The 23469-nt window shown below is 71.0% G+C and carries 20 protein-coding genes and 4 pseudogenes; 13 read left to right on the top strand and 11 right to left on the bottom strand.

What is annotated here, in order from left to right; genetic code table 11:
• Positions 1–547: 547 nt before the first annotated feature.
• Entirely contained in the window at positions 548–1732 is a 1185-nt protein-coding gene (locus BN1555_RS01765) for a DUF418 domain-containing protein (protein WP_093797237.1), read from the top strand.
• 690 nt (positions 1733–2422) lie between these two features.
• Positions 2423–2647, top strand: coding sequence for a hypothetical protein (locus tag BN1555_RS01760; RefSeq protein WP_093797235.1), 225 nt, complete (start codon positions 2423–2425; stop codon positions 2645–2647).
• Positions 2648–2708: 61 nt separating this feature from the next.
• On the opposite strand, the gene BN1555_RS01755 is transcribed toward BN1555_RS01760, so the two are convergent.
• Positions 2709–3557, bottom strand: a complete 849-nt coding sequence (locus BN1555_RS01755; RefSeq protein WP_093797234.1) for a DUF2637 domain-containing protein — start codon at positions 3555–3557, stop codon at positions 2709–2711.
• A gap of 365 nt (positions 3558–3922) precedes the next feature.
• Entirely contained in the window at positions 3923–4174 is a 252-nt protein-coding gene (locus tag BN1555_RS01750; RefSeq protein WP_093797232.1) for a hypothetical protein, read from the bottom strand.
• A gap of 402 nt (positions 4175–4576) precedes the next feature.
• On the opposite strand from BN1555_RS01750, the gene BN1555_RS38400 reads away from it, so the two are divergent.
• The 5 genes from BN1555_RS38400 (at position 4577) to BN1555_RS01730 (ending at position 8886) form a co-directional block, all read left to right on the top strand.
• Entirely contained in the window at positions 4577–4777 is a 201-nt protein-coding gene (locus BN1555_RS38400; protein WP_141662798.1) for a hypothetical protein, read from the top strand.
• Positions 4778–5717: 940 nt separating this feature from the next.
• Entirely contained in the window at positions 5718–6410 is a 693-nt protein-coding gene (locus tag BN1555_RS01745) for a GAF and ANTAR domain-containing protein (RefSeq protein WP_093797230.1), read from the top strand.
• Positions 6411–6884: 474 nt separating this feature from the next.
• A complete protein-coding gene (locus BN1555_RS01740; protein ID WP_093797228.1) occupies positions 6885–7160 on the top strand; it encodes a hypothetical protein in 276 nt (91 codons plus the stop codon).
• A gap of 282 nt (positions 7161–7442) precedes the next feature.
• On the top strand, positions 7443–7862 hold the full coding sequence (locus BN1555_RS01735; protein WP_093797226.1) for a hypothetical protein: 420 nt from the start codon (positions 7443–7445) through the stop codon (positions 7860–7862).
• 685 nt (positions 7863–8547) lie between these two features.
• Positions 8548–8886: a MerR family transcriptional regulator gene (locus BN1555_RS01730; protein WP_093797224.1), complete on the top strand. Its 339-nt coding sequence runs from the start codon at positions 8548–8550 to the stop codon at positions 8884–8886.
• A gap of 311 nt (positions 8887–9197) precedes the next feature.
• Here BN1555_RS01730 and BN1555_RS01725 read toward each other — a convergent pair whose 3' ends face one another.
• The gene (locus tag BN1555_RS01725) at positions 9198–10115 is read right to left on the bottom strand and encodes an NADP-dependent oxidoreductase (protein ID WP_093803104.1); all 918 of its coding nucleotides are present in this window, start codon (positions 10113–10115) and stop codon (positions 9198–9200) included.
• 688 nt (positions 10116–10803) lie between these two features.
• Here BN1555_RS01725 and BN1555_RS39970 point away from each other — a divergent pair.
• Positions 10804–11298 (top strand): annotated as a pseudogene (locus tag BN1555_RS39970) (GNAT family N-acetyltransferase); the annotation flags it as partial.
• Between the two features lie 12 nt (positions 11299–11310).
• Here the strand turns inward: BN1555_RS39970 and BN1555_RS39965 are convergent.
• The 4 genes and pseudogenes from BN1555_RS39965 to gvpO all read right to left on the bottom strand — a co-directional run.
• Positions 11311–11544: pseudogene (locus tag BN1555_RS39965) on the bottom strand (gas vesicle protein GvpG); the annotation flags it as partial.
• A gap of 91 nt (positions 11545–11635) precedes the next feature.
• Positions 11636–12281, bottom strand: a pseudogene (locus BN1555_RS01715) (GvpL/GvpF family gas vesicle protein); the annotation flags it as partial.
• 3 nt (positions 12282–12284) lie between these two features.
• On the bottom strand, positions 12285–12725 hold the full coding sequence (gene gvpJ / locus BN1555_RS01710; protein ID WP_176709914.1) for a gas vesicle protein GvpJ: 441 nt from the start codon (positions 12723–12725) through the stop codon (positions 12285–12287).
• Between the two features lie 113 nt (positions 12726–12838).
• Positions 12839–13192, bottom strand: coding sequence for a gas vesicle protein GvpO (gene gvpO, locus BN1555_RS01705; protein WP_093797222.1), 354 nt, complete (start codon positions 13190–13192; stop codon positions 12839–12841).
• A gap of 456 nt (positions 13193–13648) precedes the next feature.
• Here gvpO and BN1555_RS01700 point away from each other — a divergent pair, with 456 nt between their 5' ends.
• Both BN1555_RS01700 and BN1555_RS01695 read left to right on the top strand, forming a co-directional pair.
• Positions 13649–14287, top strand: coding sequence for a class I SAM-dependent methyltransferase (locus tag BN1555_RS01700; RefSeq protein WP_093797220.1), 639 nt, complete (start codon positions 13649–13651; stop codon positions 14285–14287).
• Positions 14288–14904: 617 nt separating this feature from the next.
• On the top strand, positions 14905–17001 hold the full coding sequence (locus tag BN1555_RS01695) for a SpoIIE family protein phosphatase (RefSeq protein ID WP_093797218.1): 2097 nt from the start codon (positions 14905–14907) through the stop codon (positions 16999–17001).
• Positions 17002–17531: 530 nt separating this feature from the next.
• Here BN1555_RS01695 and BN1555_RS01685 read toward each other — a convergent pair.
• The gene (locus BN1555_RS01685) at positions 17532–18443 is read right to left on the bottom strand and encodes a helix-turn-helix domain-containing protein (protein WP_093803101.1); all 912 of its coding nucleotides are present in this window, start codon (positions 18441–18443) and stop codon (positions 17532–17534) included.
• 394 nt (positions 18444–18837) lie between these two features.
• On the opposite strand from BN1555_RS01685, the gene BN1555_RS01680 reads away from it, so the two are divergent.
• From BN1555_RS01680 to BN1555_RS01675, 3 genes are all read left to right on the top strand, one after another.
• The gene (locus tag BN1555_RS01680) at positions 18838–19446 is read left to right on the top strand and encodes a CGNR zinc finger domain-containing protein (RefSeq protein WP_218058235.1); all 609 of its coding nucleotides are present in this window, start codon (positions 18838–18840) and stop codon (positions 19444–19446) included.
• Positions 19447–19493: 47 nt separating this feature from the next.
• A complete protein-coding gene (locus BN1555_RS38765) occupies positions 19494–19649 on the top strand; it encodes a hypothetical protein (protein ID WP_176709913.1) in 156 nt (51 codons plus the stop codon).
• A 321-nt stretch (positions 19650–19970) separates the two neighbouring features.
• Positions 19971–20774 carry a maleylpyruvate isomerase family mycothiol-dependent enzyme gene (locus tag BN1555_RS01675; protein WP_093797214.1) on the top strand — a complete coding sequence of 268 codons (804 nt, stop codon included), beginning with the start codon at positions 19971–19973 and terminating at the stop codon, positions 20772–20774.
• 270 nt (positions 20775–21044) lie between these two features.
• On the opposite strand, the pseudogene BN1555_RS01670 reads toward BN1555_RS01675, so the two are convergent.
• From BN1555_RS01670 to BN1555_RS01660, 3 genes and pseudogenes are all read right to left on the bottom strand, one after another.
• Positions 21045–21574: pseudogene (locus BN1555_RS01670) on the bottom strand (GNAT family N-acetyltransferase).
• 351 nt (positions 21575–21925) lie between these two features.
• Entirely contained in the window at positions 21926–22855 is a 930-nt protein-coding gene (locus BN1555_RS01665) for an anti-sigma factor RsbA family regulatory protein (RefSeq protein ID WP_093797212.1), read from the bottom strand.
• A complete protein-coding gene (locus tag BN1555_RS01660; RefSeq protein ID WP_093797210.1) occupies positions 22855–23214 on the bottom strand; it encodes an STAS domain-containing protein in 360 nt (119 codons plus the stop codon). Before BN1555_RS01660 ends, BN1555_RS01665 begins: the two co-directional genes overlap by 1 nt.
• Positions 23215–23469 lie beyond the last annotated feature (255 nt).

The raw sequence follows: 23469 nt of genomic DNA, 5'->3' as shown, positions 1-23469 counted from the left end.
AGTGGGAAGACGCTTGGGAATACACGCAATGAGCCCTTTCCGGCCTGGTGGAACCCACGGAAGGTCGGTGTGCGCGGGCAGGGCGCGAAAAAGGCGAATTTCCTGATGGGCGCGTCGCCGGCCAAAAAGTATCCGGTCGCTCGACCCGTTTGCGTTGTGGGCACACATATGCCCGGTTCGAGGCCCCGGCCGGTGAGGTTCTTCGGAAGTGGCGGGGGAAGGGGACGGCCCCGCGACCTGGGGGCGGGTTCGCGGGGCCGTCTCGGGTCCGGACGGCGGGGGGAGCCGTCCGATCGGGGGACCACGGTGCTGGTGCCCCGTGAACGGGGAGTCATGCGTGGTGGCCGGCCCGGCGGTCGGAGAGTTCGCGGCGGGACCGGGCGGGCCGGCGGCCGTCGCCGTGTGGAGGGGGCCACAGGCCCAGAGGCGTCCGGTCCGCGCCCCGCCGGGGAAGTGTTCCGCGCACGGCCCGGTGCATCTTTCGATGTAGCCCGGATTCGTCCTTGCTCACGACGAGGGCCGGGCGAGAGGCCCCGACCATGGGGACATGACCGAAACTCTCCCCTTACCCGTCCCGACGCCCGACGTCGGCGGCGGTCGCCTCGCCCTGCTCGACGTACTGCGCGGAGCCGCGGTCCTGGGCACGCTGATGACCAACGTGTGGATCTTCACGGCTCCCGGCGCCGAGTGGGGAATCCTGCAGAGCGGGACCGGCGGAAGCGGCCGGGGAACCATACCGGCAGTCGTCGAGAGGCTGTTCCGCGTCGCGGCGGACGGGAAGTTCCTGTCGATGCTGACGATGCTGTTCGGAGTGGGACTGGCGATCCAGTTCGACTCCGCGGCACGGCGCGGCCTGCCCTGGCCGGGCCGCTACCGCCGGCGGGCGCTGTTCCTGTTCGCCGAGGGGACTCTGCACTTCGTTCTCGTCTTCGCGTGGGACGTACTCATGGGGTACGCGGTCACCGCCCTGCTCGTGGCATGGCTGCTGACCCGGTCGGAGCGGGCGCGGCTACGGGCCATGTGGTGGGCGGCCGGACTGCACCTGGCCGTCATGGGCCTGCTCACGGCCGCGCTGGTGTCGGCCGGCGCCGGCCAGGAGAGCGGGGGCGGTGTCTCGCGTGAGGTCGTGGACCTGTACGCGCACGGTGGTTACCTGGACCAGGTGTCCTTCCGGTTGGAGAACGCAGTCGTGCTGCGGCTGGAGCCGGTCCTTTCCTTCGGGCTGCTGGTCTTTCTCTTCCTGCTCGGGGTGCGGCTGCTGCGGGCAGGCGCGTTCGGCGCGGACGAAACGGGGCGACGGCTCCGCACCCGCATGCTCCGCTGGGGGCTGGGGCTGGGAATCCCTCTCACCGCGGCCTTCGCGATGGCGGGCCAGGACTGGTTCCTGCTGGGCCGCTACTGCGCCGCGCCGCTGGTCGCGGTCGGCTACATCGGGCTGATCGGTGCGGTGGTGGACCGGGTGCGGCGTGCCGGCCCGCTGACCACCGGCCTCACCTCGGTCGGCCGGACGGCCCTGTCCGGCTATGTGCTGCAGAACGTGCTGTGCGGTGTGGTTTCGTACGGCTTCGGACTGGGCCTCGCGACCCGGTTCACCGGTGCGGCCCACCCGTGGTGGGTGGTGGGGCTGTGGGCCGCGGTGTGTGTGGTGCTGATGGTGGGCGCCACACTGTGGCTACGGCGCTTCCCGTACGGCCCTGTGGAGTCGGTGCAGCGGTGGGTCCTGCGACGCTGAACGTGGTCCGCTCTCGGTGCGGGAGCTCGTAACCCGGACTCCGCGCTCCCGCCTGCGGGCTTCCGTCTGGATGGTTGGGATCACTGGCGGGCCGCCAGGAGACGACCGCCGTGCGGAGGCGTTTCAGTACGGCCTGCTCGTCGGGGAAGTGGCCGCCCGGGGACTTCACAGCAGCCCACCCCGCAGGAGGCGGGCCAGAACCGCAACCGGTGCGCAGAGCCACGCGTGCTTCGACCGGTGTGCGCAGACCGACCAGGTCCCCGTGCTCTCCCGCCGCCGACGGCGGGAGAGCTGTTCCCAGGAGTACCGCGCCGTCCGGCGGTGTGGCAGGGGAGTGACAGCGTCCGTTTGGGCGCACAGGTTCCCGTTCCCTGGGCCGGCTCGGCCGAACCCCCTCTTCGGTGCCCCGGCGCAGGGTGATCGCATGGTGGACGCCTCTGAGCCCGCGTCCGTCCAGGCGGCCTTGGTCAGGACGGTGCTTGTCGGCCACCGCCACGAGCATCGTGCTCCGGCCTGCCGAAGATCCGGCGAGCCGGCCGCGCACGGACGGGCGGGGCGTCCGGCAAGCCCGTGGCGCCCTGTTTTCCTTCTGCCGGCCTATGCCGATTCGCCTGTCCGGGCTTGGTGGCTTCTCATCGGAAGCGGGGGTGAGTGGGCCCCCGGCTGGTTGCGATCGCTGGAGGGCGACCAATGTACGAGATGCACGCGGAGCCGACACCGGGCCAGGACGGACTGGTCTGGCATGTGATCAGCAAGGAGACGAGGACCAGCGCCCTGTGCGGACGCCTTCTGGCGCCGTCGGCCCCGGCTGCCCCGCCCAAGGGAGAAGCAGCCGAGGAACGTTACTGCTCCTCCTGCATGACCGCCGTCGGTTCGGTTGTCGAACGCAACCTGCGGCGGCCGACCGCCACCTGATCCGCACCGCTCGTCCGGCACGAGGGAACGCCGTGACCGACGTGGCCCGAAGGCGGCCCGGTCAGGTCGTGGTCCGGGCCCGGTCGGCCGGGTACCGCTGCGGTGACTGCCGGGTGCGGTGGCGTGGAGTGGTCTGACGGGGCGGCCGGGTGAGGGTGATCTGCCGGACCAGCTGCTGGAAGCAGGCCAAAGCGGCCAGCGAGGGAAGCGCCGCGGCTGCCGTGTCGACCGGCGTTCGGGGTGCCTGGGCTACGCACAGGAGCATCGAGACGGTGGAGAACAGCAGCACAACGGCCCAGGAGTGGACGGCCCGGCGCCGGTGCAGGGCGGCGCGCAGGATCGACAACGAGGCGGCCATCCACGGCCCGTACACCAGCAGGGGCCACCACCTGACCGTCCCGCCGGACGCGCGGTACTGGGCGAGGCGGCGCAGGGGGTCGTAGGCGACCATGCCGCCGAAGACACACACCATGGACACCACGACGGCGGCGAGCGCGGCGAGGAAGAAACTCGTCGTCTGCAGCTTCCCCGCCGCGCGCTTCTCCCGGGAGGGAGCGCGGCGGCGCCGGGAGGGAGCTGGGCGCAGGGGCGGCAGCTCGGCCGTGATCTCGGCCAGGCCCGCGAGAGGGGCACCGGCACCCTCGGCGGCCGGGGGCTCATCGACGGCCGGCAGGTCACCGATCTCCGCGGACGGCGGCCCGGCGGCCCTTTGGGTACGGACGGCTTCGTGCAGGAGGCGGGCAAGTTCCTCCGCCGGATCCCAGCACACGTCCAGCTGGTCGGCCAGGGGCGCGGGACGGCCCCAGACCCCGGCCTGCGGCTGACCGTCGGTCGGGTGGGACCAGCCGCCGGGGGAATGGGAGGGGGAGGGCGGACCGACGCGGCTGTGGCGGCCGCGGGACTCACCCATGAACAGGCTGCGGGGTCGCGGTCGGCCCCCAGAGGGCATGACCGGCAACCGGGGGAAACCCCCGGTCTCCTGCCCGGACGGCAGGTGTGGTGTTCTGTGCACCCCTCAGGCGCACACCTGGGGCAAGGAGCGGACTCGCTTTCGTCATACCCGGCCCAACGCTGCGCGGATTGGACAGGATGTGCGGCAAACGGGTGGCCGCCTTGTCGCATATGGAGTAATTCAGCCTGGTGTTTTATCGGTTCTGCAGGCGCTGAGGTATACGGGCGCCTCCTGGTGCGGGCGGCGGGGGAAGATCACGCGCGCCGATGTTCGGTGTCTGCTCGCGGCGACCGGCGCGCTTCCCCGGCACCGGGACGGAGGGCTCAGCCGTGTTCGCCGGGAGCGTCGTGGTGGTGGGCCGCGGCCGGTGCGGGAGGATCGCTTTCCGGTGCCGTCTGCCCGGATGGCCGGCCTGTCGGCCGGGGTCCGGTCAGGGCCGCTCCGAACTCGCGGTGGCGCCGCAGTTCGATGGCGTCGACGTGTCGCGTCCGGCCGGCCGACGACGGGACGACCGACCACAGCACGGTGCATGCCAAAGCGGAGGCAATAGTGATCCACAGCACGGTGTCCGCCATGAGAATCCCTGTTCCGCCACCAACCCGTGGCGGCAAACGAGTCGGGCTTCCGTGAAGTGGTCGCCCATCAAGCGCGCGATAGCATCCGCATAACGCATCGACACATGCCAGGTTACGTAAGCTGCGCCGACTGAACCCTCAGGGCCGGCAAAAGACATAAAAGGAAAACCGGTGAAACCCTCCTGCCGCGTACACCGGCCCTCGCCTGCGGCCGGTACGCCCCGCTCGGCGACTTCCTTGTCGGCAGAGGCTGAAGAGGAACCGAACGCCGCACGCAGGAGATCTCTTTCCGGCAAGGCAACGTACTGCGGTGCGTAGTCATGCCCCACCGTCTCTCGTACTGATTCCGTGACAGTGCCCCGTGCCGCCGTTCCCCTGCCGCTGTCGGCACGTTTTCAGACAATGAATCAAGATGACGCCACGGACCCCGTCGAGTCAGTCAACAACTGGCCAGGACACACCCGCCATCCCGAAACGCCGGTGAACAAAAAGGGCAGGGTGGCGATTGCCCTGAAGTATCTGCAGCTCCTGCTGCTGACCCTCGCTGTCCTTGCCGTTGTCCTGAGCTTCGCCGCGGTGCTGGCCGGCCTCGCCCGGCCCTGACGACAGGGCGCCGTCGCATCCGCCCGGCCCCGGAGCGCCGGGGCCGGGCGGGCCGAACTCCGCCGGGACCGGCTTCCGACGGGCCGGTGCCCCGAGTCGGAAGTTCTCCGGCCGGTCGGTAACCGTCGGCCTCGGGCCTCGGGCGTTTTGAGACCGGGCGAAGCGGGAGCCGGGCGGATTTCGATCCGGCCGGATGCTCACGGGGATTCCCAAGGAATCTCAGACGCGGGGCCCTGTCCCCGCTTCACCAGGGGCACGCCCGGATCATCAGCTGGGAACGGGCCGGCCGGCCCGGGCTTCGCTGTCCGTGGGGGCGGGGGCGGTAGCGGGATCGTCCGGGCAGTGGGCGGCGTGGTCCTTCCACGCGTCGAAGCCGGCTGCGGGTTCGTGGAGGCGGATTTCGCCGCACAGGGCGCACCGATGGGCTCGGGCTGTCGGCGGCAGGCAGTGAAACTCGCGGGCATCGGCGGACAGTGCGTAGGGCTCGATCATGTGCTGCCGTGTTCCCCCGTCGGCGATTTCGAAGTTCGCCGCTCTGTCCTCCGTTCGGGTGATGGCGCTCGCAGCGTGCTGACATGTGAGCCGAGGCGGGGCCCGAACGGATCGCGGGTCCGGTGGGGCGGAGCACGGCGGCACCGGATTCACCCACCGGGTGGCGCCGTTGACCGGACCCAGGGTTTCCGACTGGAAGCGGAACGACCGGTGCGTACCAGGGCACGCGCCACGCCCTGCGCCAGGCTGCCGGGCGCCGGCCCCTTTCCGTGCTCGGTCGCGGACAGCATGACTGCCGGCTGCGCGTTCGCCGGCCGACCCGTCCCGGCTGCCGACGGTCGCCCCTGGGCGGGTGGGCGTTCCCCGCGGGGTGCATGCCGTACCGGTGCGATCGGGAACAGGTGTGTTCTGCTGATGAGGGGCGGGGCGTGGTGCGGAGGAGGACGGGATGGACTGGCAGGCGTTCGCGCAGCAGATGGCCTTCATGGCCCGGGACCTGCTGGCGCAGGAAAGCGTGGATGCCACGCTGGAGCGGATCACCAGCGGCGCGGTGGAACTTGTGGAGGGCTGCGAGGCGGCCGGCATCCTCCTGGTCCACGGCGACCGGGTGCAGTCCCTGGCGCCGACCGAGCAGATGGTCATCGACAGCGACCGGTTGCAGGAGCGTCTGAGGCAGGGCCCGTGCTTCGACGTGGCCCGCCGCGCCGGGCACGAGCGGATCATGCGCGTTCACGACTTCACCCAGCATGCCGACCGCTGGCCCGACTATGTGCCCCGGGCCCGGGGGCTGGGACTGGGCAGCATGATGGGTTTCCTGCTCTACACCGATGAGGAAGAGCTGGGCGCGCTGGACCTCTACTCCCGCAAGCCCGGCGCCTTCACCGAGGCCAGCGAGGCCGCCGGATGGCTGCTGTCCTCCCACGCTGCGGTCGCCTTCTCCAGCGCCCGGGCCGAAGCCCAGATGCGCGAGGCACTCACCACCCGGCACGTCATCGGCGAAGCCATGGGCATCCTGATGGGGCGCCACGGCCTGGAGGAGGAGCAGGCTTTCGACGTTCTGCGCAAGTACTCCCAGGAAACGAACACCAAGCTGCGCGAGGTCGCCCGCCGGGTCTGTGAGACCGGCCGGCTCGCCGACTGATCCCGGTGCCGGCAGCACGGTTTTCCCGGTTCGTCTCTTTGTCCGCTTGTCCCTTGTCTGCGGGGTGTGGTTCTGGCTCTGGCGCACACATTCCGTGAAAGAACTCGCCGGTGCTGTATCGACAGGGAGAACGAGATGCGCGACCAGTACCGACCAGCGGTCGCACGAGCCCGATGGAGCCGCGTTCAGGACCGCTCACGCACGGCGTGCCCGCGTCCACCCGGGCGCGGAGGTGAGCAGGACGACGCCGGACTTGAGGGAGGTGGCACCGTGGCGAACCCTTCATGGGTCTCGCGCCCCGGCGGAAGGGCGACCGCGGCGAGCAGCAGATCGCGGGCATGTGCGGAGCACTCCTGTGTCCCAGTACGATTCGCTCCACTTTTCCGGCGGGCCGATGGCGCCGCCCCGCGTCGGATATCGCCGTCAACCCCGGGCGAGCCCGCGTTGTCAGTGGTGGCTGGGAGGCTGGGACGCATGGACAGGGACGAGGAACTGCTGCGCGGCCGGGTCTACGGCCAGGACCACGACAACCCCCATCCGGGCCCGCGGCCGGGACAGGAATACGTCGAACTGGTCGGCGGGCCGCTGGACGGCCTGCTGCTGGACGTCACGGGCTGGACGGCTGACGAGACAGCCGCCGGCGTCGTCCTCCAGACAGAGCTCGGCCGGTTCGGCGCCGGCGGCCGGACGGTGTACGACCCGCGCCCCGGCGACCCGCGCCGCTTCGACTGGTCCGGCGACACTCCCTGAGCCGCTGCCCGGAACGCGGTCCGGTCGTCGCGGGCCGCGACCTCCACCACCAGATCCGGCTCTGCCACATGTGCTCCGTCGACCGGCCCCGTGCACGGTCCTGCGCGCAGGCGCCCGCAGAAGCTCTGCCGGCCACCCGTCGGTAGGACGATCCGGCCCGCGGAGGCGACAGCGGCGGGATCACCGAAGAGATCACGATCTGCCCGTGGCTGACGTACTCGGACAGAGGCGAGTGCTTGCCCTCTGGCCGGTGAGGGGGGGGCGAGCCGGAGCGCTTGGGCCATGCGCCAGAAACTACTGAGACTTGCTCTCCAGCTGTTGCCGGTCCTCGTGCTGGCCGTGGTGACGTCAGCGGCGTGGGCTTCCTGGCTCGGCTGGGACCAGCATCGCGACGTACAGCCTGACGGGACGTCGACCGGCCCGTACGAGGCGTGGCAGGTGATCGGGCTGGTGCTGACTCTGCCGGCACCGCTGTACTGGGCGGCGTCCCGGCGCTACGTCGCAGCCGCTGTGCTCGGCACCACGGCCGGCCTGACCGTTGCCGCCTCTTACGACTGGCCGGACGACGGCAGCGGCCTTTTCGCGGTCGGCGTGGTGATGGTCGCGGTGGGGAGCCTCGTCGTGACCGCCGCCGTTCCCGCCGTGGTCGCCGCTGTGACACGAAACGGACGACGGCGCGACGCGGGACAGAGCGGAGATTGACGGTACGGGGCGCCGCTCCGGCGGTCGCCGTCAGGTGCCGGCGGCCGGTTCGGTGGGTGAGTACAGCGCCGCGATCCCCAGGGGGATGTACGGGGGCCGCGACCGATGCCGGTGAGCGCAGGCTTCTCCTGCCTTCCCCGTGCGCAAATCTATGGTGGTGGCAGTAGACATTCGATGGTGGTGTGGTTATGGTTTCTCTCGTAGTCGAGATCGAGCAGGGCCTGGCAGAGATGAACTGCCGGGCAGTGGTACGCAGTTCGCAGGACGGTTCGGTGGTGGAGTTCCGAAGCCAGGATTTTCGCAGGACGGCGACGGGACTGACGGCCGGACCGGGGGGCCCGCAGTGATCAGGGGCCGCCACGAGTGGTAACGCAGTAAGCAGTACCGGCATGAAATGCAGTTGATTCCCAGAGGGAAGAACGGAGGAGTCGAGCGCCATCAGGATCGCCCGGGCGACAGCACGACCCGGGTGCCGCAAGACCTCGGACAGGCAGGTGGTCTCCGGTCACGCACCGCGATCCCCGCACCCCCGCCCACCAGCTTCTCGGGCAGGCATGCGGACACAGAAGGCCGGCGCAGCGCTAGGGCCGGCAGATGGTGTTGAAATTCCTTCGGGGCCTTGGTGCCGTACGGCACCAAGGCCCCTCCACTCGTTTTTGCTCCCTGCACTCACCAGCGAGGTGAAATGACAGCAGACAACTCCTTCGACCGTCTCGACGACGACGACTACCCCGCCTACACCATGGGCCGCGCCGCCGAAATGATCGGCACCACCCCCGGCTTCCTCCGCGCCGTCGGCGAAGCCCGTCTGATCACACCCCTGCGCTCCGAGGGCGGCCACCGCCGCTACTCCCGCTACCAGCTCCGTGTCGCCGCCCGGGCCCGTGAACTCGTTGACCGGGGCACCCCCATCGACGCCGCCTGCCGCATCGTCATCCTCGAGGACCAACTCGAGGAAGCCCAGCGCATCAACGCCGAATACCGCCGGGCTGCCAACTCGTCACATCCTCCCGCCGCAGCCTGACGGCGTCGGAACGCCTGCCGGGGATCGGCCGGGTCTCCTCGCGCCCCGTGCCGGAGGAGATCCGCTTCCCTCCGGACTGCCTGGTCTGCCTGGTCCACTTCCAGAGCCCGCAGCGGAGGGGTTCCGGCGCTTGCCGGAGCCCCTCCATTCAGGATCGGTTCTCCTGTGGCCTCGACCGGTGCTCCGCCGTTCATGGCGGAGGCGGAGGCCGTCTCGGAACCGCCCTGATCCGGACCTAAGTGCGGCCATTCATGGGCCGGTGTACGGTTCACCGCTTCCCGGGTCAGCCGCGCTCCCCTGTCGGCGCGAGGTCAGACGGTCACGACGATCTTCCCGTGCACATGCCCGGACTGGCTCAACGCGAAGGCGTCCGCCAGCTCCTCCAGGGGGAAGGTCCGTGCCACCGGCACGGTCAGCTTCCCCGCGTCGGCGAGAGACCCCAGCTCGGCCAGGTCGGCGCCGTTCGGCCGTACCCACATCCACTGCCCGCCGGCGTCGATGACGGAGTTGTCCGCGATCGACGCGTGCCGGCCGCCTTCGCGCAGGACGGCCAGCGTCGTGTCCAGGACCCCGCCGACGAAGTCCGCGACGACGTCGACTCCGTCCGGCGCGAGCGCCCGGACGCGCTCGACGGTTCCCTCGCCGTACGCCGCGGGCTCCGCGCCGAGTTCACGGAGCCGGTCGTGATTGGCGGGGGAGGCGGTACCGATGACCCGGGCGCCGAGGGCACGTGCGATCTGCACCCCGAGGGACCCCACTCCGCCGGCGGCGCCATGGATGAGTACGGTGTCACCCGGACCGGTGCCCAGGCGCGTCAGCACCTGGTACGCCGTGAGACCGGCCAGCGGCAGACCCGCGGCCTGTTCCCAGGTCAGTGACGCGGGCCGGCGGGCGAGGGCCCGCACGGGGACGGTGACGAACTCGGCGAAGGTGCCACCGTGCACGTAGTCCTTGCGCGCGTAGGCGACAACCTCGTCGCCCACCGCGAACTCGGGCGCGTCGATACCCACTTGCTCGACCACTCCGGCGACGTCCCAGCCGGGGACCACGGGGAAGACCGTGTCCATCAGGTCCTTCAGGCCCCCGGCCATGATCTTCCAGTCGACCGGGTTGACCGCCGCGCACCGCACGCGCACGCGGATCTCGCCGGGCGCGACCTTGGGGCGCGGTTGCCGTGTCTCCGCGAGGACTTCCGGACCGCCGAAGGCCGAGTACGTCATCGCCCTCATGTCACTGCCGCTGTCGGGGGTGCCGGCGCCGTCGTGTCCCATGGCATGCCTTTCCTCAGTGGTTTCCGGGTCTCGCCCGGTTGATCGCTGTTCATGGGTTGCCGGGGAGAGCGATGGTGAAACGGGGGCAGGGGAAAGAAAGACCTGCGACCGGGACACAGCACTGCTGAGCCCTCTGGGATCTGCCATGACACCCCGGGGCCGCCGCGCACGAGCAGTTCCGCTCGTAGTACACCCGGGGCGCGGCAAGGTACTTCTTGAACGGGGTGTCGGCCGCGTCCCAGGCCGTGGCCGGCCGCTCCGCATGCTTGCCCGGCCAGCTGCCCGGTCCCGGGCGCGCGGTGCCGCTCCGCGATGGACTGCTCCGGCGGGCGTGTGCCTCCGGCCGGGTGTCAGAGGTCGCTGGGGGAGGGGGCCAGAGGGCCGCACACCCCTTGGTGGTGGGGTCGCGGCGGACGGTCTTCTTGTCCGTGTCGACGCCCTGCTCCATGGCGGGGACGGTGGTGGAGGCCTTGACGCTCCGGGAGTCGATGACATGCGCACTCCGTCTCTCCTCCCGGCCCTCCTGCCGGCCGGTCCTTTCGCCATCCCATGCGCCAACTCCCGTCAGGAGAATGCTCCTTCGGCTCCGGGAGCGGGCCAGGACCCACCACGACACCGAGGATCACAGGAGTGCAGAATGATCTATATGCCGATAACGAACACGCCGAAGACAGCAACGGTCGACGACGCTCCGTCGATCAGTCGCGCCTTGGCCCGTGCCTTCGACGGCGACCCGATGATGCGCTGGTTCTTCCCCGGTGATGCCTCTCGTGAGGCAGGACTGGGCCGTTGCTTCACCACGATCTTCACCCGGCAGTACGTCCACCACGGGGTGTGTGAGTACACCGAGGCGGCGGCCGCCTTCTGGGTACCGCCGGAGGCCCAGGCCAAGGCCGTTCCCGGCCCGGTGACCATCCAGGAGCTCCGGAACATCCTCGGCGACCGGGCTCCACTGTTGAGGGGCGCTGCCGAGATGGCCGCCGAGCACGCGCCCCAGGAACCGCACTGGTACCTCGCGGTGATCGGGGCCGACCCGGCCGGGCAGGGCCGGGGACACGGGGCCGCTCTGCTGCGCTCGGGGCTGGCCAAGGCCGACGCGGCGGGTCTGCCCGCCTGTCTGGAGTCCTCCAAGCCGTCCAACCCGTGGGTTTTCCCTGAAGCTGCGGATCTCCTCCAGCCGGTCCAGCAGCTCGTCCTCACGCCGGTCGAACGTCTCCTCGTCGATCTGGCCGGACTCCAACGCCTTTTCCAGCTCGGCGAGTTTCCTCATTACGGGGCCGGGGTCGTAGTACTGGTCCTCGGCGGTCCGTACCACCTGCTGCACCACCCACCCGACGCCCCGCACAGGGGCGAGCGGAAGGGTGAGGAGCTGGGTGGACAAACCCATGACCGCACCTCCGGAGCGATTGAGGTGTCCAGACGAAGCTGTACGGCGGAAGCGGCCCGTGGAGGCGGAAGGCGAAGTCCTCACCGCGCCGGTCGGCGAGGTCCTTCTCCGTGGTCATGAACTCGTTCCGCCGGGACTGCTCCACCAGGAACGAGGCGCTGACGAAGTCGTCGCCCGTCGGGTCCGAGGCGCGTATGTCGCGGGCCCGCGGCCGCAGCGCTTCCACGGTCTCCGCCGCGAGGGACCCGTGCCGCCGCTGGACTTCCGCGGCGACCAGCTCTTTGAGCGCGATGCGCAGGTCCTGGCCACCGCGGTCGCTGCGGATCTCCTCGTTGAGCCTGCGCGCCTCTTCGGACTGGAGCAGGATGTCGCGGAGCAGCGCTTCCCCCGCGCACGACGCCTTCAGGTGGAACTCCACACAGCCGTCGAGCGCCGCCAGCCGCTCGCGGTACTCATCGTCTCTCGTCCAGCACTTGCCGCACCGCCCCGTCGTCGGGCGCCAGCGCCCCGAAACGCAGCGGCAGCACGCTGCCGTCGGCCGTCAGCTCCAGCACCGACTGGTGCGCCAGTACGTCGCGCCGCTTGGCCTTGAGCCCTTCGGGCACGTCGCTGACCACGGCGACCAGTGACCGGCCGTCGACCGCGCGCAGCCGCTCCGGCGGGTCTCCCGCACCGTTGACGCCGTCCAGGCGCCGAGGGTGGGCCGCGGCTGTGATCGCGTAGACATCGACCGCCATGGCTCACTCTTCCCGGTGCCGGGAAGGGCGGCGTGACGGCCGGGACCTCTCCCGCTCCTCTGCCGGCTCGGGCTCTTCCTCGGGGCCCTGGTGGAGCGAGTCCGTGAACGCCTCCACCGCGCCCGTGAGAGCGCCCTTGTCCTTGTCCTTGGCTCCGCCCTGTATGACCTCGCCGACGACGTCGGTCAACTGGCTCGGCGCCTTGCGGCCCGCCTCGAGGCCGAGCCGGTTGCAGGCTTCGGCGAACCGCAGGTAGGTGTCGACGCTGGCCACCACGACACGGGCGTCGATTTTCAGGATCTCGATACCGGCCAGCGAGAGGCGGACGAATACGTCGATGACCAGTCCGCGGTCCAGGATCAGTTCCAGGACGCCGTACAGCGAGCCCGAGCCGCCACCGCCCTGGGCTACGCCGCCTCCGCCACTTCGCGGCACCACGGTCATGGCGCCTCCCTTCGTGGGCGACACCGCAGGCGCGTCGCCCCGGTCCGGCTGCTGTCTCCACGGTGTCCAGCTGTCAGTGGCGGCGCAGATCCCGGCCGAGCCGGGGCACGCCCTCAGGAGCGCCGGTCGATCTGGCCGCGTGTGTACCGGCGGATCCGCTCGTACGCCATGAACTCGCCTTCGGCGTCGAGCTTCGCCCGGTAACTGGCCATGACGCTCGTCGTCTCGGGGATGCGCTCCAGCTCCAGCACTTCCACCTCGGCCTCCCACCCGCCATCGGTGGGCCGTACCGCGGAGACGGACTCCGGCGTCTTTCCCGGCAAGTCCCTCAGCTGCTGCGTCGCCGAACGCATGGCTCGGGGCGCCGAAAGCCGCTGCGGACGCCCGTCCCGCTCACGCTGTTCGTGCCGGTCACGCTGCCGGCGCTTGGGAGGCCGTGCTTCGTCGCTGTCTCGATCCGAGGCCATGCTCTACCCAAAAGGCTTGAGGAGGTGCATAAACGTTAAATTTGCTCCTATCGGACGCGTGGTCTGTCGGGCGCGTGGTCGGAGCTGCCCTATGGGAAGCCGTGGCGTTGTTTCCCGCTTCGCCGCCGGGAGTTCAGGCGCCCGGACGGTATCGCCCCCGGCCCGGACGGTGGCTTCTGGCTGGCGGCTTCCGGCCGGCGGGCCGGGGAACCGGCGCCGCCCGTCGTTTCCCACCTCCCTGTTGAATGCCTCCGGCGGAGGCCTCCGGTGAACGCCTCCGGAATCGGCCGGCTCAGAGGTCTTTTCCCATCGGTTCGCTCGGGATGCGGACGATCCGGTCCTGCGCTGTGCCTCTTTTTGCCGAACCGGCAACTATGTTTGACGTGCTTCTTTCCGTTCGGCCACCCTGGGCCCAGGTGCCCGCCGGCGCCGCGCAGTCGTCCCGAAGGAGCCCCGATGTCGACACCGCAGCCCAATGCCCCGGCGCAGTTCTGGGAAGAGCGCTACCGCACCAGCGAACGGGTCTGGAGCGGTGACCCGAACCCACTGCTCGTGCGTGAGGCCGACGCCCTGGAGTCGGGCGATGCTCTGGATCTGGGCTGTGGTGAAGGCGGTGACGCCCTGTGGCTGGCCTCGCGCGGATGGCGGGTGACCGGCGTGGACATCTCCGCCACAGCGCTGGAGCGGGCGGCGACCCGTGCCGCGGAGGCCGGTCTCGCCGAGCAGGTGGCGTTCGAACAGCACGAACTCGGAGTGACCTTCCCCGAGGGAAGCTTCGATCTGGTCAGCGCCCAGTTCCTTCAGTCGCCTGTCGCGCTGGACCAGGACGGCGTGCTCAAACGTGCTGCCGAAGCGGTCGCGCCGGGTGGCACCCTCCTGGTCGTCATGCACGCCGGATGGCCGTCCTGGATGGAAGAACACGAGCACCCGTTCGATGTCGTCTTCCCCACGCTCCAGGGCCTGCTCGCGATGCTTGCTCTGCCGCGCGCCTGGCGGGTGGAGACTCTGGAGGCCGTGGAACGGCCCTCGTCCTCGCCCGACGGCAAGCCCGGCACGCGGGCGGACAACGTGTGGCGACTGACCCGTACCGCCTGAGCCGCCACGTCACGCAACGAGGCCCCGCCTCCTCGTTGCCCGCACTCGCGCGGGCGACGACACCATCAACTCGGTACGGGTGCCTTCTGACCGGAAGGTCACCCTGTACGCCGATGCCGGCCCCCAGGGCCGCAGTCGGCCTCCTGCCGCCGGTCCCCTGCGGGGGAGGCGGCCCCGGCGTCCGGCCCTGCTCGATCGGGGTGGGGAAGAGCTGATCCGCGGCGAAGCGCCGCGGTCCGCCCTGGCCGGGGCTGATCGCGGCCGCGGCTGATCGCGTGCCGTACCTGCCTTCCGGTGGCTCGCCGGCGCGGTGGAATCCACCGAATGCCGCTCGATGAGTCGCCTGGTCCTTTCGGTGCGGTCCCGCCCTCTCGGTGCCGGCGGGGCGCCGCCACGACAGAATGGCCGTATTGTCCATTTATGCGCGGTGTTGGGTATGGCTGGTGTGGTGCGGCCCTGCCGGAGTCGGCGGACCGTAGCCGCCGATACCGCCGTCAGGCTCACCGCCAGGCGGCCCGGTGGGCGCGGCGCCGCCCGCAGGTCGCGGCCGACGCACGCCGGCAGATGGTGCCGGCCGGCACGGCCTCCCTGCTGACACGGGTCGAGGCGAGCAACTGATGGACGCCGCAATGGCCGATGTGGTGCGCGGGAGCCGCGCCTTCGGGGGGCTGCTGTACGTGCTGCCGCCGGACGGGAACGCTCTGTGGCTGGTCCTGGTGACCGGGGTCCCGCATGAGATCACCGCTCTGTGGCGGCGGGTGGCGCTGACCGACCCGGTGCCGGTGGCGGACGCCGTCCGCGAGCGGCGCCCGGTATGGATCAGCGGGCAGGAGGAGATGGCGCGCCGCTACCCGCGTCCGGCGCTTGCGCTGCCCTACGACTTCGCGCTGGCGGCCGCCCCGGTCACCAGCGGCGCAACGGTCCGGGGCGGGCTGGTGCTCCTGTGGCCGGGTACCCACCCACCGCAGCTCAGCCCTGAAGAGCACGCCGTCGTCGAGGCAGGCTGCCGCCGCCTGGGCAGGCTCCTGCAACAGGCCGCCGACCGCGGTGATCCGCTGCTGCCCGCCGGCCGGCCGCGGACCCTGCCCCCACCGGCCGGGCGCACGCCCTCACCCGCCGAGGCGACAGCGATAGCGGCGTTCCTCGACCGCCTGCCGGAAGGGTCCTGCGGCCTGGACCTGCACGGCCGCATCACCTTCATCACCCCGTCGGCGGCCGAACTCGTCGGCGCCGACCAGGCCGGCCTGCTCGGCGCCCTGCCCTGGGAGGCACTGCCGTGGATGGACGTCCCCCACGTCGAGGACCGCTACCGGGCCGCACTGGTCAGCCGCCGACCCCAGTCCTTCACGGTCCTGCGCCCGCCGGACACGTGGCTGTCCTTCGACCTCTACCCCGACTCCTCCGGCATCAGCGTCCGCATCACTCCCAGCACCCCGTCCGAGGGCGCTCATGTCCCGAAGCCGGTGACCGCCGCCGGCCCCGGCCGCGCCACCGTGCTCTATCACCTGATGCATCTGGCGTCCACGCTCACCGAAGCCGTCGGAGTCAAGGACGTGGTCGAGCAGACCGCCGACCAGCTCCTGCCGGCCCTCGGTGCCAAGGCCATGGCGCTGATGGCCGCCGAGGACGGCCGGCTGAAGATCCTCGGACACCGCGGTTACAGCGCCGCACTCATGCGCCGCTTCGACGCCGTCCCCTTGAACTCGGACACCCCCGGCGCCAGGGTCCTGTCCACGGGCGACCCGAGCTTCTTCGCCACCTTCGCCGACTTCCAGGACACCTACCCTGCCGCCGTACGCCAGGACCAGATGGCCGCATGGGCGTTCCTGCCCCTGATCGCCTCCGGCCGTCCCATCGGCTGCCTCGTACTCGCCTACGACCGGCCCCACGTCTTCCCGCCCAGCGAACGCGCCGTACTCACCTCACTGGCCGGTCTCGTCGGCCAGGCCCTGGACCGCGCCCGTCTCTACGACACGAAACAACACTTCGCCCACCGACTGCAGGCCAGCCTCCTGCCCCACAGCCTCCCCGATCTCCCCAGCCTGAAGGTCGCCGCCCGCTACCTTCCGGCCGCCCGGGGACTGGGCGTCGGCGGCGACTTCTACGACCTCATCCGCCTCGACGAACAGACCGCGGCCGCCACCATCGGCGACGTACAAGGCCACAACGTCGACGCCGCCGCACTCATGGGACAGGTCCGTACCGCCGTCCATGCCCATGCCACCGGGGGAGCGTCCCCGGACCACGTCCTGGCCGCCACCAACCGCCTGCTCACCGACCTCGACCCCGGCCTGTTCACCAGCTGCCTCTACGCCCACCTCGACCTGGCCCAGCACCGCGCCCGTCTCGCCACCGCCGGCCACCCACCGCCCCTGCTGCGCCACACGGACGGGCACACCGAGCTCCTCCACGTCCCACCCGGCCTCCTCCTCGGCATCGACCCGGATGCCGACTACCCCACACTGGACTTTCCCCTGCCGCCCGGCTGCGTCCTCGCCCTCTACACCGACGGGCTCATCGAAGCACCCGGAGTCGACCTCGACGACGCCACCGCAGCCCTCGCCGGACTCCTCGAACACGCGGACCCGGACGACCTCGACGCCATGGCCGACACCCTCATCCGGCACGCCCCCACTCCCGCCGACGACATCGCCCTGCTCCTCATCAGTCCCCAGCCGGCTCCGTCTTCGCCGGCACGACCGACGGGGACATGATCACCGACAGCTCCGCCCGACTGCTTCGACGCCATCGCGCGCCGACCGGCCCCAAAGGAGTGGCAACGCCTCACAGCGGCCCCGTGCAACGCGGCACGGGCCCGCTCTCGCGCCGTCCGGCCACGGGCCGGCGGCGCGCATCGCCGAGGCGGCCGGAGGCGGTATGGCGGTGCGCCCCGCGGTGTGTCAGGTGAGACTTGCGCCCTGTTCCCTCGCGTTCTGGGGCGCGTTCTCGCGGCGCGGAAGCAGCGGCGGGGTGGCCAGGAGGAGGACGCCGGCGACCGCGATCGCGGTGCGGGGGCCGGTGACAGGGGCCGGCGGACCCCGCACGGCGGTCAGGGCCGCGAGGGCAATGTGGCTGCTGATCGACCGGGCGGCCAGGGAACGGGGGACCCGGTCGGGGCCGCGTGTACGAGTGAGCGGAAACCTCCTGCCCGCACCTCGCTGCGTGGGACACCGACCGGCTGAGACGGGCCCGCACAGGTCACATAAGGGCACCCAGTCATGCGAGGCGGGGGAGGTACGGCCGGTCAGGCCTGCTCCACAGTACGCAGGGCTCGCGCCAGCCACTCCAGCTCCCCGGTCGCGTCGGGAGCCGAGTACTGTCCGCGTACGCGGGCGACGAGCCCGCGGTAGTGCTCCATCCCTGCCTCGATCCCGGCTTCCAGGCACACCAGCACGGCGGCCCGATCGGCATCGCCGAACAGCTCGGACAACACTTCGGCCGCTGCCCGTCCCTCCGGAGCGATCCCGCGTTCCCTGACCTCCGCGACGGTCTGCACGACCTGCCTGGCCCACCAGATGGACGCCCCGGGGGGACGGCTCCGCCCCGGGGTCGGGGAGCTCAGCTCCAGCACGGTGCGCATCCGGGCGCGGAAGCCGGGGTCCTGGACCAGCTCGGCCAGTTCGATCCAGGCGTCGACCTGCTCGGGCGAGGGGTCGTCGGGCAGTTCGATGCTGAAGGCGCGCATGCGGTCGTGCAGGCGCGGGTCGATGTCGAGACCGCCGAACACCTCCTCCTTGAACTCGTCGATGATCTGCTTGCGTTCAGCGGCGGAAAGCCGTGCCAACCGGTTCATCAGTGCTGTCTCCTCAGCGGTCGAACCACGTTTCGATACGGTGGACAGAACGGCCCGGCTCACCTTGAGGGAACGGATCTGCGCGTCGAGCGCGGCCACGTGTGCGTCGGCGACCTCGGCAACCGTGGTGCGGCCGCTCAGGACGCGGCACACGTCGTCGAGCCCGAGGCCGAGCTCCCGCAGGGTGCGGACCAGCTCGACGCGGGCCACGGACTCGGTGTCGTACAGCCGGTAGCCGCTCGCGGAGCGGGCCACGGGCGGCACTGCTCCCCTGTCCGACCAGAAGCGCAGGGTGCGCACCGGAAGTCCGGTGCGGTGCGCGAGCCGGCCGATGGTGAGCACGTCGGGGCGTTCGTCGTCCATGGCGAGATCATGGACCTTCCAGCCGCTGGACACTCAAGCGCGTATTGCCGTGAACCGGCGCCTCCTGCGCCTCGGGAATTTCTACGCCGGAGTTCTGGGGGCGATGTCGGCCGGTTCGGGTCCGCCGCGTACTCCGGTGTCGAGGCGCTGAGCGCGGTGAGCCGTTCGGCCCCACGCGGACCCCGCGCAGGGAACGTGAGCGTTACGTGCGAAGCACGGACTCGGCCGCGACGTGCAGCAGTTCCTGACCGGGACGCGCGCACGCCTCACCCCTGGGGAAGCCGGCGTGTCCCTCTTCGGCGGCGGAAGACATGAAGGATTACCTCACGGATGAGTAGGGTGTTGTTCGTGATGCGACCATGGGTGCTCCTCATGGATGCACGCAACCCGTACCATGAGGTTCATGAGTGAGACCGTGAGTGCCGCGCCCGGCCCGCCGCCCGCGCCGGGCGCGGAGCAGTACCCCTCTCTGGCCCTCGCCAACAGCGTCGTCGCGCTGCCCGGCGGGCACTTCGTCGACTTCCTCGGGACCCCCGCAGGGGCGAATCAGTGGCTGACCGAGCGAGGCCTCGCTCCGGTGGACGTCGGCATGCGGGAGGTGTGCGCGACACAGCTGCGCTCGCTGCGTGAGCAGATCAGGGCCCTGTTCGCCTCGCGCGTCGCCGGGCTTCCCGCTCTCCCCGCCGCCCTGTCCGCCGTCAACGACGCCCTGACCAGGGTTCCCACGGCCCCGCTGCTGCGGTGGGACGAGAAGAACGGCCCTTACCGCGTGGCGCCGCATCCCACCACCGAGATCGTCGGCCACGCTCTGGCGACCCTCGCCGCCGACGCGGCCGACCTGCTCACCTCTCCCGACGCCGGACGCCTCACCGCCTGCGGCTCCACTCCCTGCAACCGCTACCTGCTGCGGCACGGCCGCCGCCACTGGTGCTCCACCCGCTGCGGCGACCGCGCCCGCGCGGCCCGCGCCTACGCCCGCCGCACCCGGCCCACGGCGGACTGAGCGCGCAGCCGGCTCGCCGCACGGTCTCGCCAGGAGCGCGCCGGGGTGTGAGAGCGCGTCGATCACCGGCCACCGGCCGTCCCGCACCGGTGGCCGCAGGGGGCACCGTGTACGCGCACGGCCGGGACGAGACCCCCGGCACCGCCCGCAGCGACCACAACCCGGTGGTGTTCCTCGAAGGGGCGGACGTCGGCGACCCCTAAGGCTGCCGGGTGATCCCCGGTGGGTGCGATGTCTGTGACCGGCGGCTCGGAGTCGCCCACCCCGTGACGCCTGCCGCGCGCCGTACCGCCGGCCGGCCGGGGCGACGCGCTGTCCGCACCCCGCGCCGGCGCTGGCCGGAAACGTACGGAGGCCACTGCGGGATGTGTGTGGGGGGCCTCGCGCGTGGCGGTGCGGCGTGGCGCGGGGGCGAAGGCGGGCAGCTCGCTGTCGCCCATGTTCCGCACAGGCGTCCTGCTGCGCCCCTGAGCAGGAGGTGCCCAGCGAGTTAGCCTCGGATCCAGGGGGCGAGGAGGTGCCGTATGGCCAGACCCAGTGTCTCTGCGGAGGCCATTCCCCGGACTGCTCCGGCTCGGGCGCGCACGGTCAACGAGGCCGAGATACGCGCTTCGCTCGAGACGATGAGCTCGTTGGACGCCGAGGAGTGGTCGAGGCCGACCGCGTGTACCGGGTGGACCGTCCGGGACATGGTCGCCCACGAGGTGGGCCAGTTCGAAGAGCTGCCCAAACCCTGGCTCATGATCACGCGCATCCGTCGAGCCCGGCGTACACGCCCCGAGCTGGGCGCACTCGACGGCCACAACGCGAGCCAGGTCGAGGATCGCGGAGAAGTGCCGGGAGAGCGGCTGATGGAGGAGTTCGCTCGCATCGCCCCGAAGGGAGCCCGCTCATTGGCTCGTATGCCGGCTCCGGTACGGCGTCGGACGCGCACGAGCATGATCTTCCCGGAGGCGAAGGCACTGCCCGAGGACTCCATGGAGTACGTGAACAACGTGCTTCTGGCTCGCGACACCTGGATGCACCGCATCGACATCAGCGATGCCACCGGTACCGAGCTGGTCCTGGACGCGCACGATCGCGAGATCATGAACCAGGTGCTGCTGGATCTGGCGCTCGGCTGGGCCGGCCCCTCCTGCCTTCTGGACCTCTCGGGGTCGGTCGGTGGCCACTACCGCCTCGGCAGCGGTCCTCCGGTGGTCACGCTACGGGCCGATGCCATCGCTTTCGCCCGTCACCTCTCGGGTCGTCCGCCCCTCGGTGAGCTGGTGTTCGAGGGCGACACGGAGGCGGCGGCGGCCCTCACTGCAGCCCGGGTCCCTTTCTGACCCGCTTCCCGCAGGGATTCGCCCTGTCGCGGCGTCCCCGTGGCTTCACGAGGGGCATCGGGTCGCGTTACTGAACAGCGTGGCAGCGGCCGTGCGTTCCGGTGGCGCTGTCAGTGCTGCTTGCGATGATCACGGGATGGGGGGAGGCGCTGGTACCCCCAGGGCCGGGACGACCTGGCAGTGGGGTAGGGGCCCGCGCCGGAACCGATCGGTGGGAAACCGTTCCGGGCCCGATGGATGTCCTCGTCGCTGGGTGTCCTGCCCCCGCCGTCAGCGAACCCGTCGGGCCAGCACCTGTCCCGGCCAGGTCCCGGACAGGAAACGATCGGTGGGGAGGAAACCGCTGCGCTCGTAGAACGCGACGAGCTCGCCCCCGCCGCCCGCGTAGCAGTCCACCCGCAGCAGTTCCACGCCGGCCTCTCGGGTCTCCTCGACGGCATGGGCCAGCAGCGTCGCCCCGATGCCCCGGCCGGCGTACCGCCGGTCGGAGACCAGCAGCCGGACGTAGCGCTCAGGTTCCTCGGCCGGCGCGATCGGCGTCTGGGGCTGGGCCCAGAGTCCAGTACGAGGGCTCCGACGGGTGTTCCGGCCAGCTCCGCGATGTGTGGGGCGTTCTCGGTCATGTACCGCTCGACCCGCGCCACTCCGCCGGGCTTCTGCGAATACGGTGTCGTGCCCCACTGCTCGGTATTGCCGCGATCGTTCATCCAGGCCACCGCGGAGTCGAGCATGTCCAGCACGGCTGGTGCGTCGGCCAGGTTGCCCGGCCTGATCCGTATGCCATGTGCGGTGGTGTTCACGGAGGAAGCTTAGACGGTGTCGGGAAGGTCACGGCGAAGCCGTGAACCCGACGCTGGACGACGGCCGGACGGAGCCCGTGGCGCGGGGGCTTGAGGTGTCCTGGGGGAGGGCGTCGAAGGCTTCGATCTCGTTCATGAAGGCTTCGACGGCACGGTCGGAGTTTCTTTGTGCGCCTGGACACGAGGAAACTTCACGGCAGGGGAGGCGGCCTCGCTCGGCGACCCGGGCTGCCTGGCGGTCTCCGGGTCCCCGGCCCGGGGACCACGTCATCGCCGTCCGCCCCCGAGCCGCTGAGCGGGTCCCTCGAGGACCGGCCCGTACGGCGGAAGCCCCGAGTCGCTGAGGCAGGATCAGCCGCGGTCGAGGTAGCAGCGGATGGCCGTACCGTCGGGTCCGGTGTGGATGCGTACGAGATCGGCGAGGTAGTGCACCAGCAGCAGGCCCCGGCCGCCCTGCTGGTCCCGTGCGGGTGGGCGACGGCCTGCGAGCGGATCGCTCAGGTGCCCACGGTCGCGGACCTCGCACACCACCTGGCCGTCGGCGGTCCACATGCGTACGGTGCCCGAACCCCCGCCGTGCACCACGCTGTTGGTGGTCAGCTCGGCCGCGATCAGGGCCACGTCCTCCAGCCGGATACCGGACAGACCGAACCGCGCGGCCTGCTCGACCGCGAAGTGCCGGGCGCCCGGCAGGCCGTCGGCGTCGAAGACGAGTTCCTCGGTGGTCACCGTGTGTGCCAGGGGCTGGTTGTAGTGGGCGATCACATGCTCGGGGGCGTAGGCGGGGCTGCGCCGCTCCCGGCCGCCGGAGATGACCACGGGGTGGGTCGCGTAAGCGTCGGTGAGTATCTGCTCGTCGAGGCGGCCGGCGTCGTACGGGCAGAGGATGGTGACTTCCCGGCCTTGGAACGCCGGGTTGATCAGCGCCTCGTGCTGGACGCACGCCGGGTACTCCAGGCTGCTGCGGCCGGCCCAGATCGGCTCACCGATGATCCGTACCCGCGTCTCCCGGTGGGCGTCCGCGAAGGCGCGCAGCACCCTGGGGATGATCCGTCCTGGGTTGCGCCCCGCCTCGGTCATGTCGAGGAACTGCACGTCTGCGGCATCCTCGCCCAAAGCCGTCTTGAGGATCGCCAGATTCGGCCCGGGAACGGCAACCGCCACCGGCTCTCCGGCCTTCAGGCCGTCGCGGATGAAGGGCACCGTGCCGTGCAGGTATTCCTTCTCGCCCCGGTAGAACAAGGCGGGATGAACGAACGGCTCTATGGCCGGGGCGGTCATCACGCCACCACCTCGACGGTGGGCAGGTTCGGCCAGAACATGTCCAGCACGCGCCGCAAGGCGGCGGGCGGCTCTTCGAGCACGATGCGTCGCCCCTCCGGAAGGTCCTGGGCGGTCACCGCCAAAGCCGAGACACCAGCGACGTCGACGAAGGTGACCGCGGAAAGCTCCAAGTGGAACACCTCTTCGTCGCTCATGGCAAACTGGTACAACGTCTGTTCCCAGGCCGGGCGTGTCGTCAGACTGATCTCGCCGGCCGCTTGCCAGCCCGGCCGGTCCGCCAACGGGCGTACGCGCAAAGCGCTCGTGGCCCGGGCCGGCGATGCCGGCAGCGCATTCGCCTTCCCTGAACTGTCCACGCCGTCCCCCGGGGCACCTGCCGAGTGAGTTCCCAGTATCCCTCATCGGTGAGGTCGTGTGAAAGCGGCGGCATGGTGGAGGCGGCCTCCGGAGTCCGCTCCGTCGCCGACGACGGGCCGCCGCCCCGATTCCTCAGCTGTGCGCGGGCGCCGGCCCGTGTGCCCTCGTCCAGGACGGCGCCGGTGCCCTGCGGACGCACCTGGGCAACCGGCTGCACAGCGGCAGTCCGCTGCCGGGGGCGCTCGTCCTCAAGG

The sequence above is a fragment of the Streptomyces sp. Wb2n-11 genome (genome assembly GCF_001049855.1).
Classification (GTDB): domain Bacteria; phylum Actinomycetota; class Actinomycetes; order Streptomycetales; family Streptomycetaceae; genus Streptomyces; species Streptomyces altiplanensis.
This window is presented reverse-complemented; position numbering and strand designations above follow the sequence as displayed.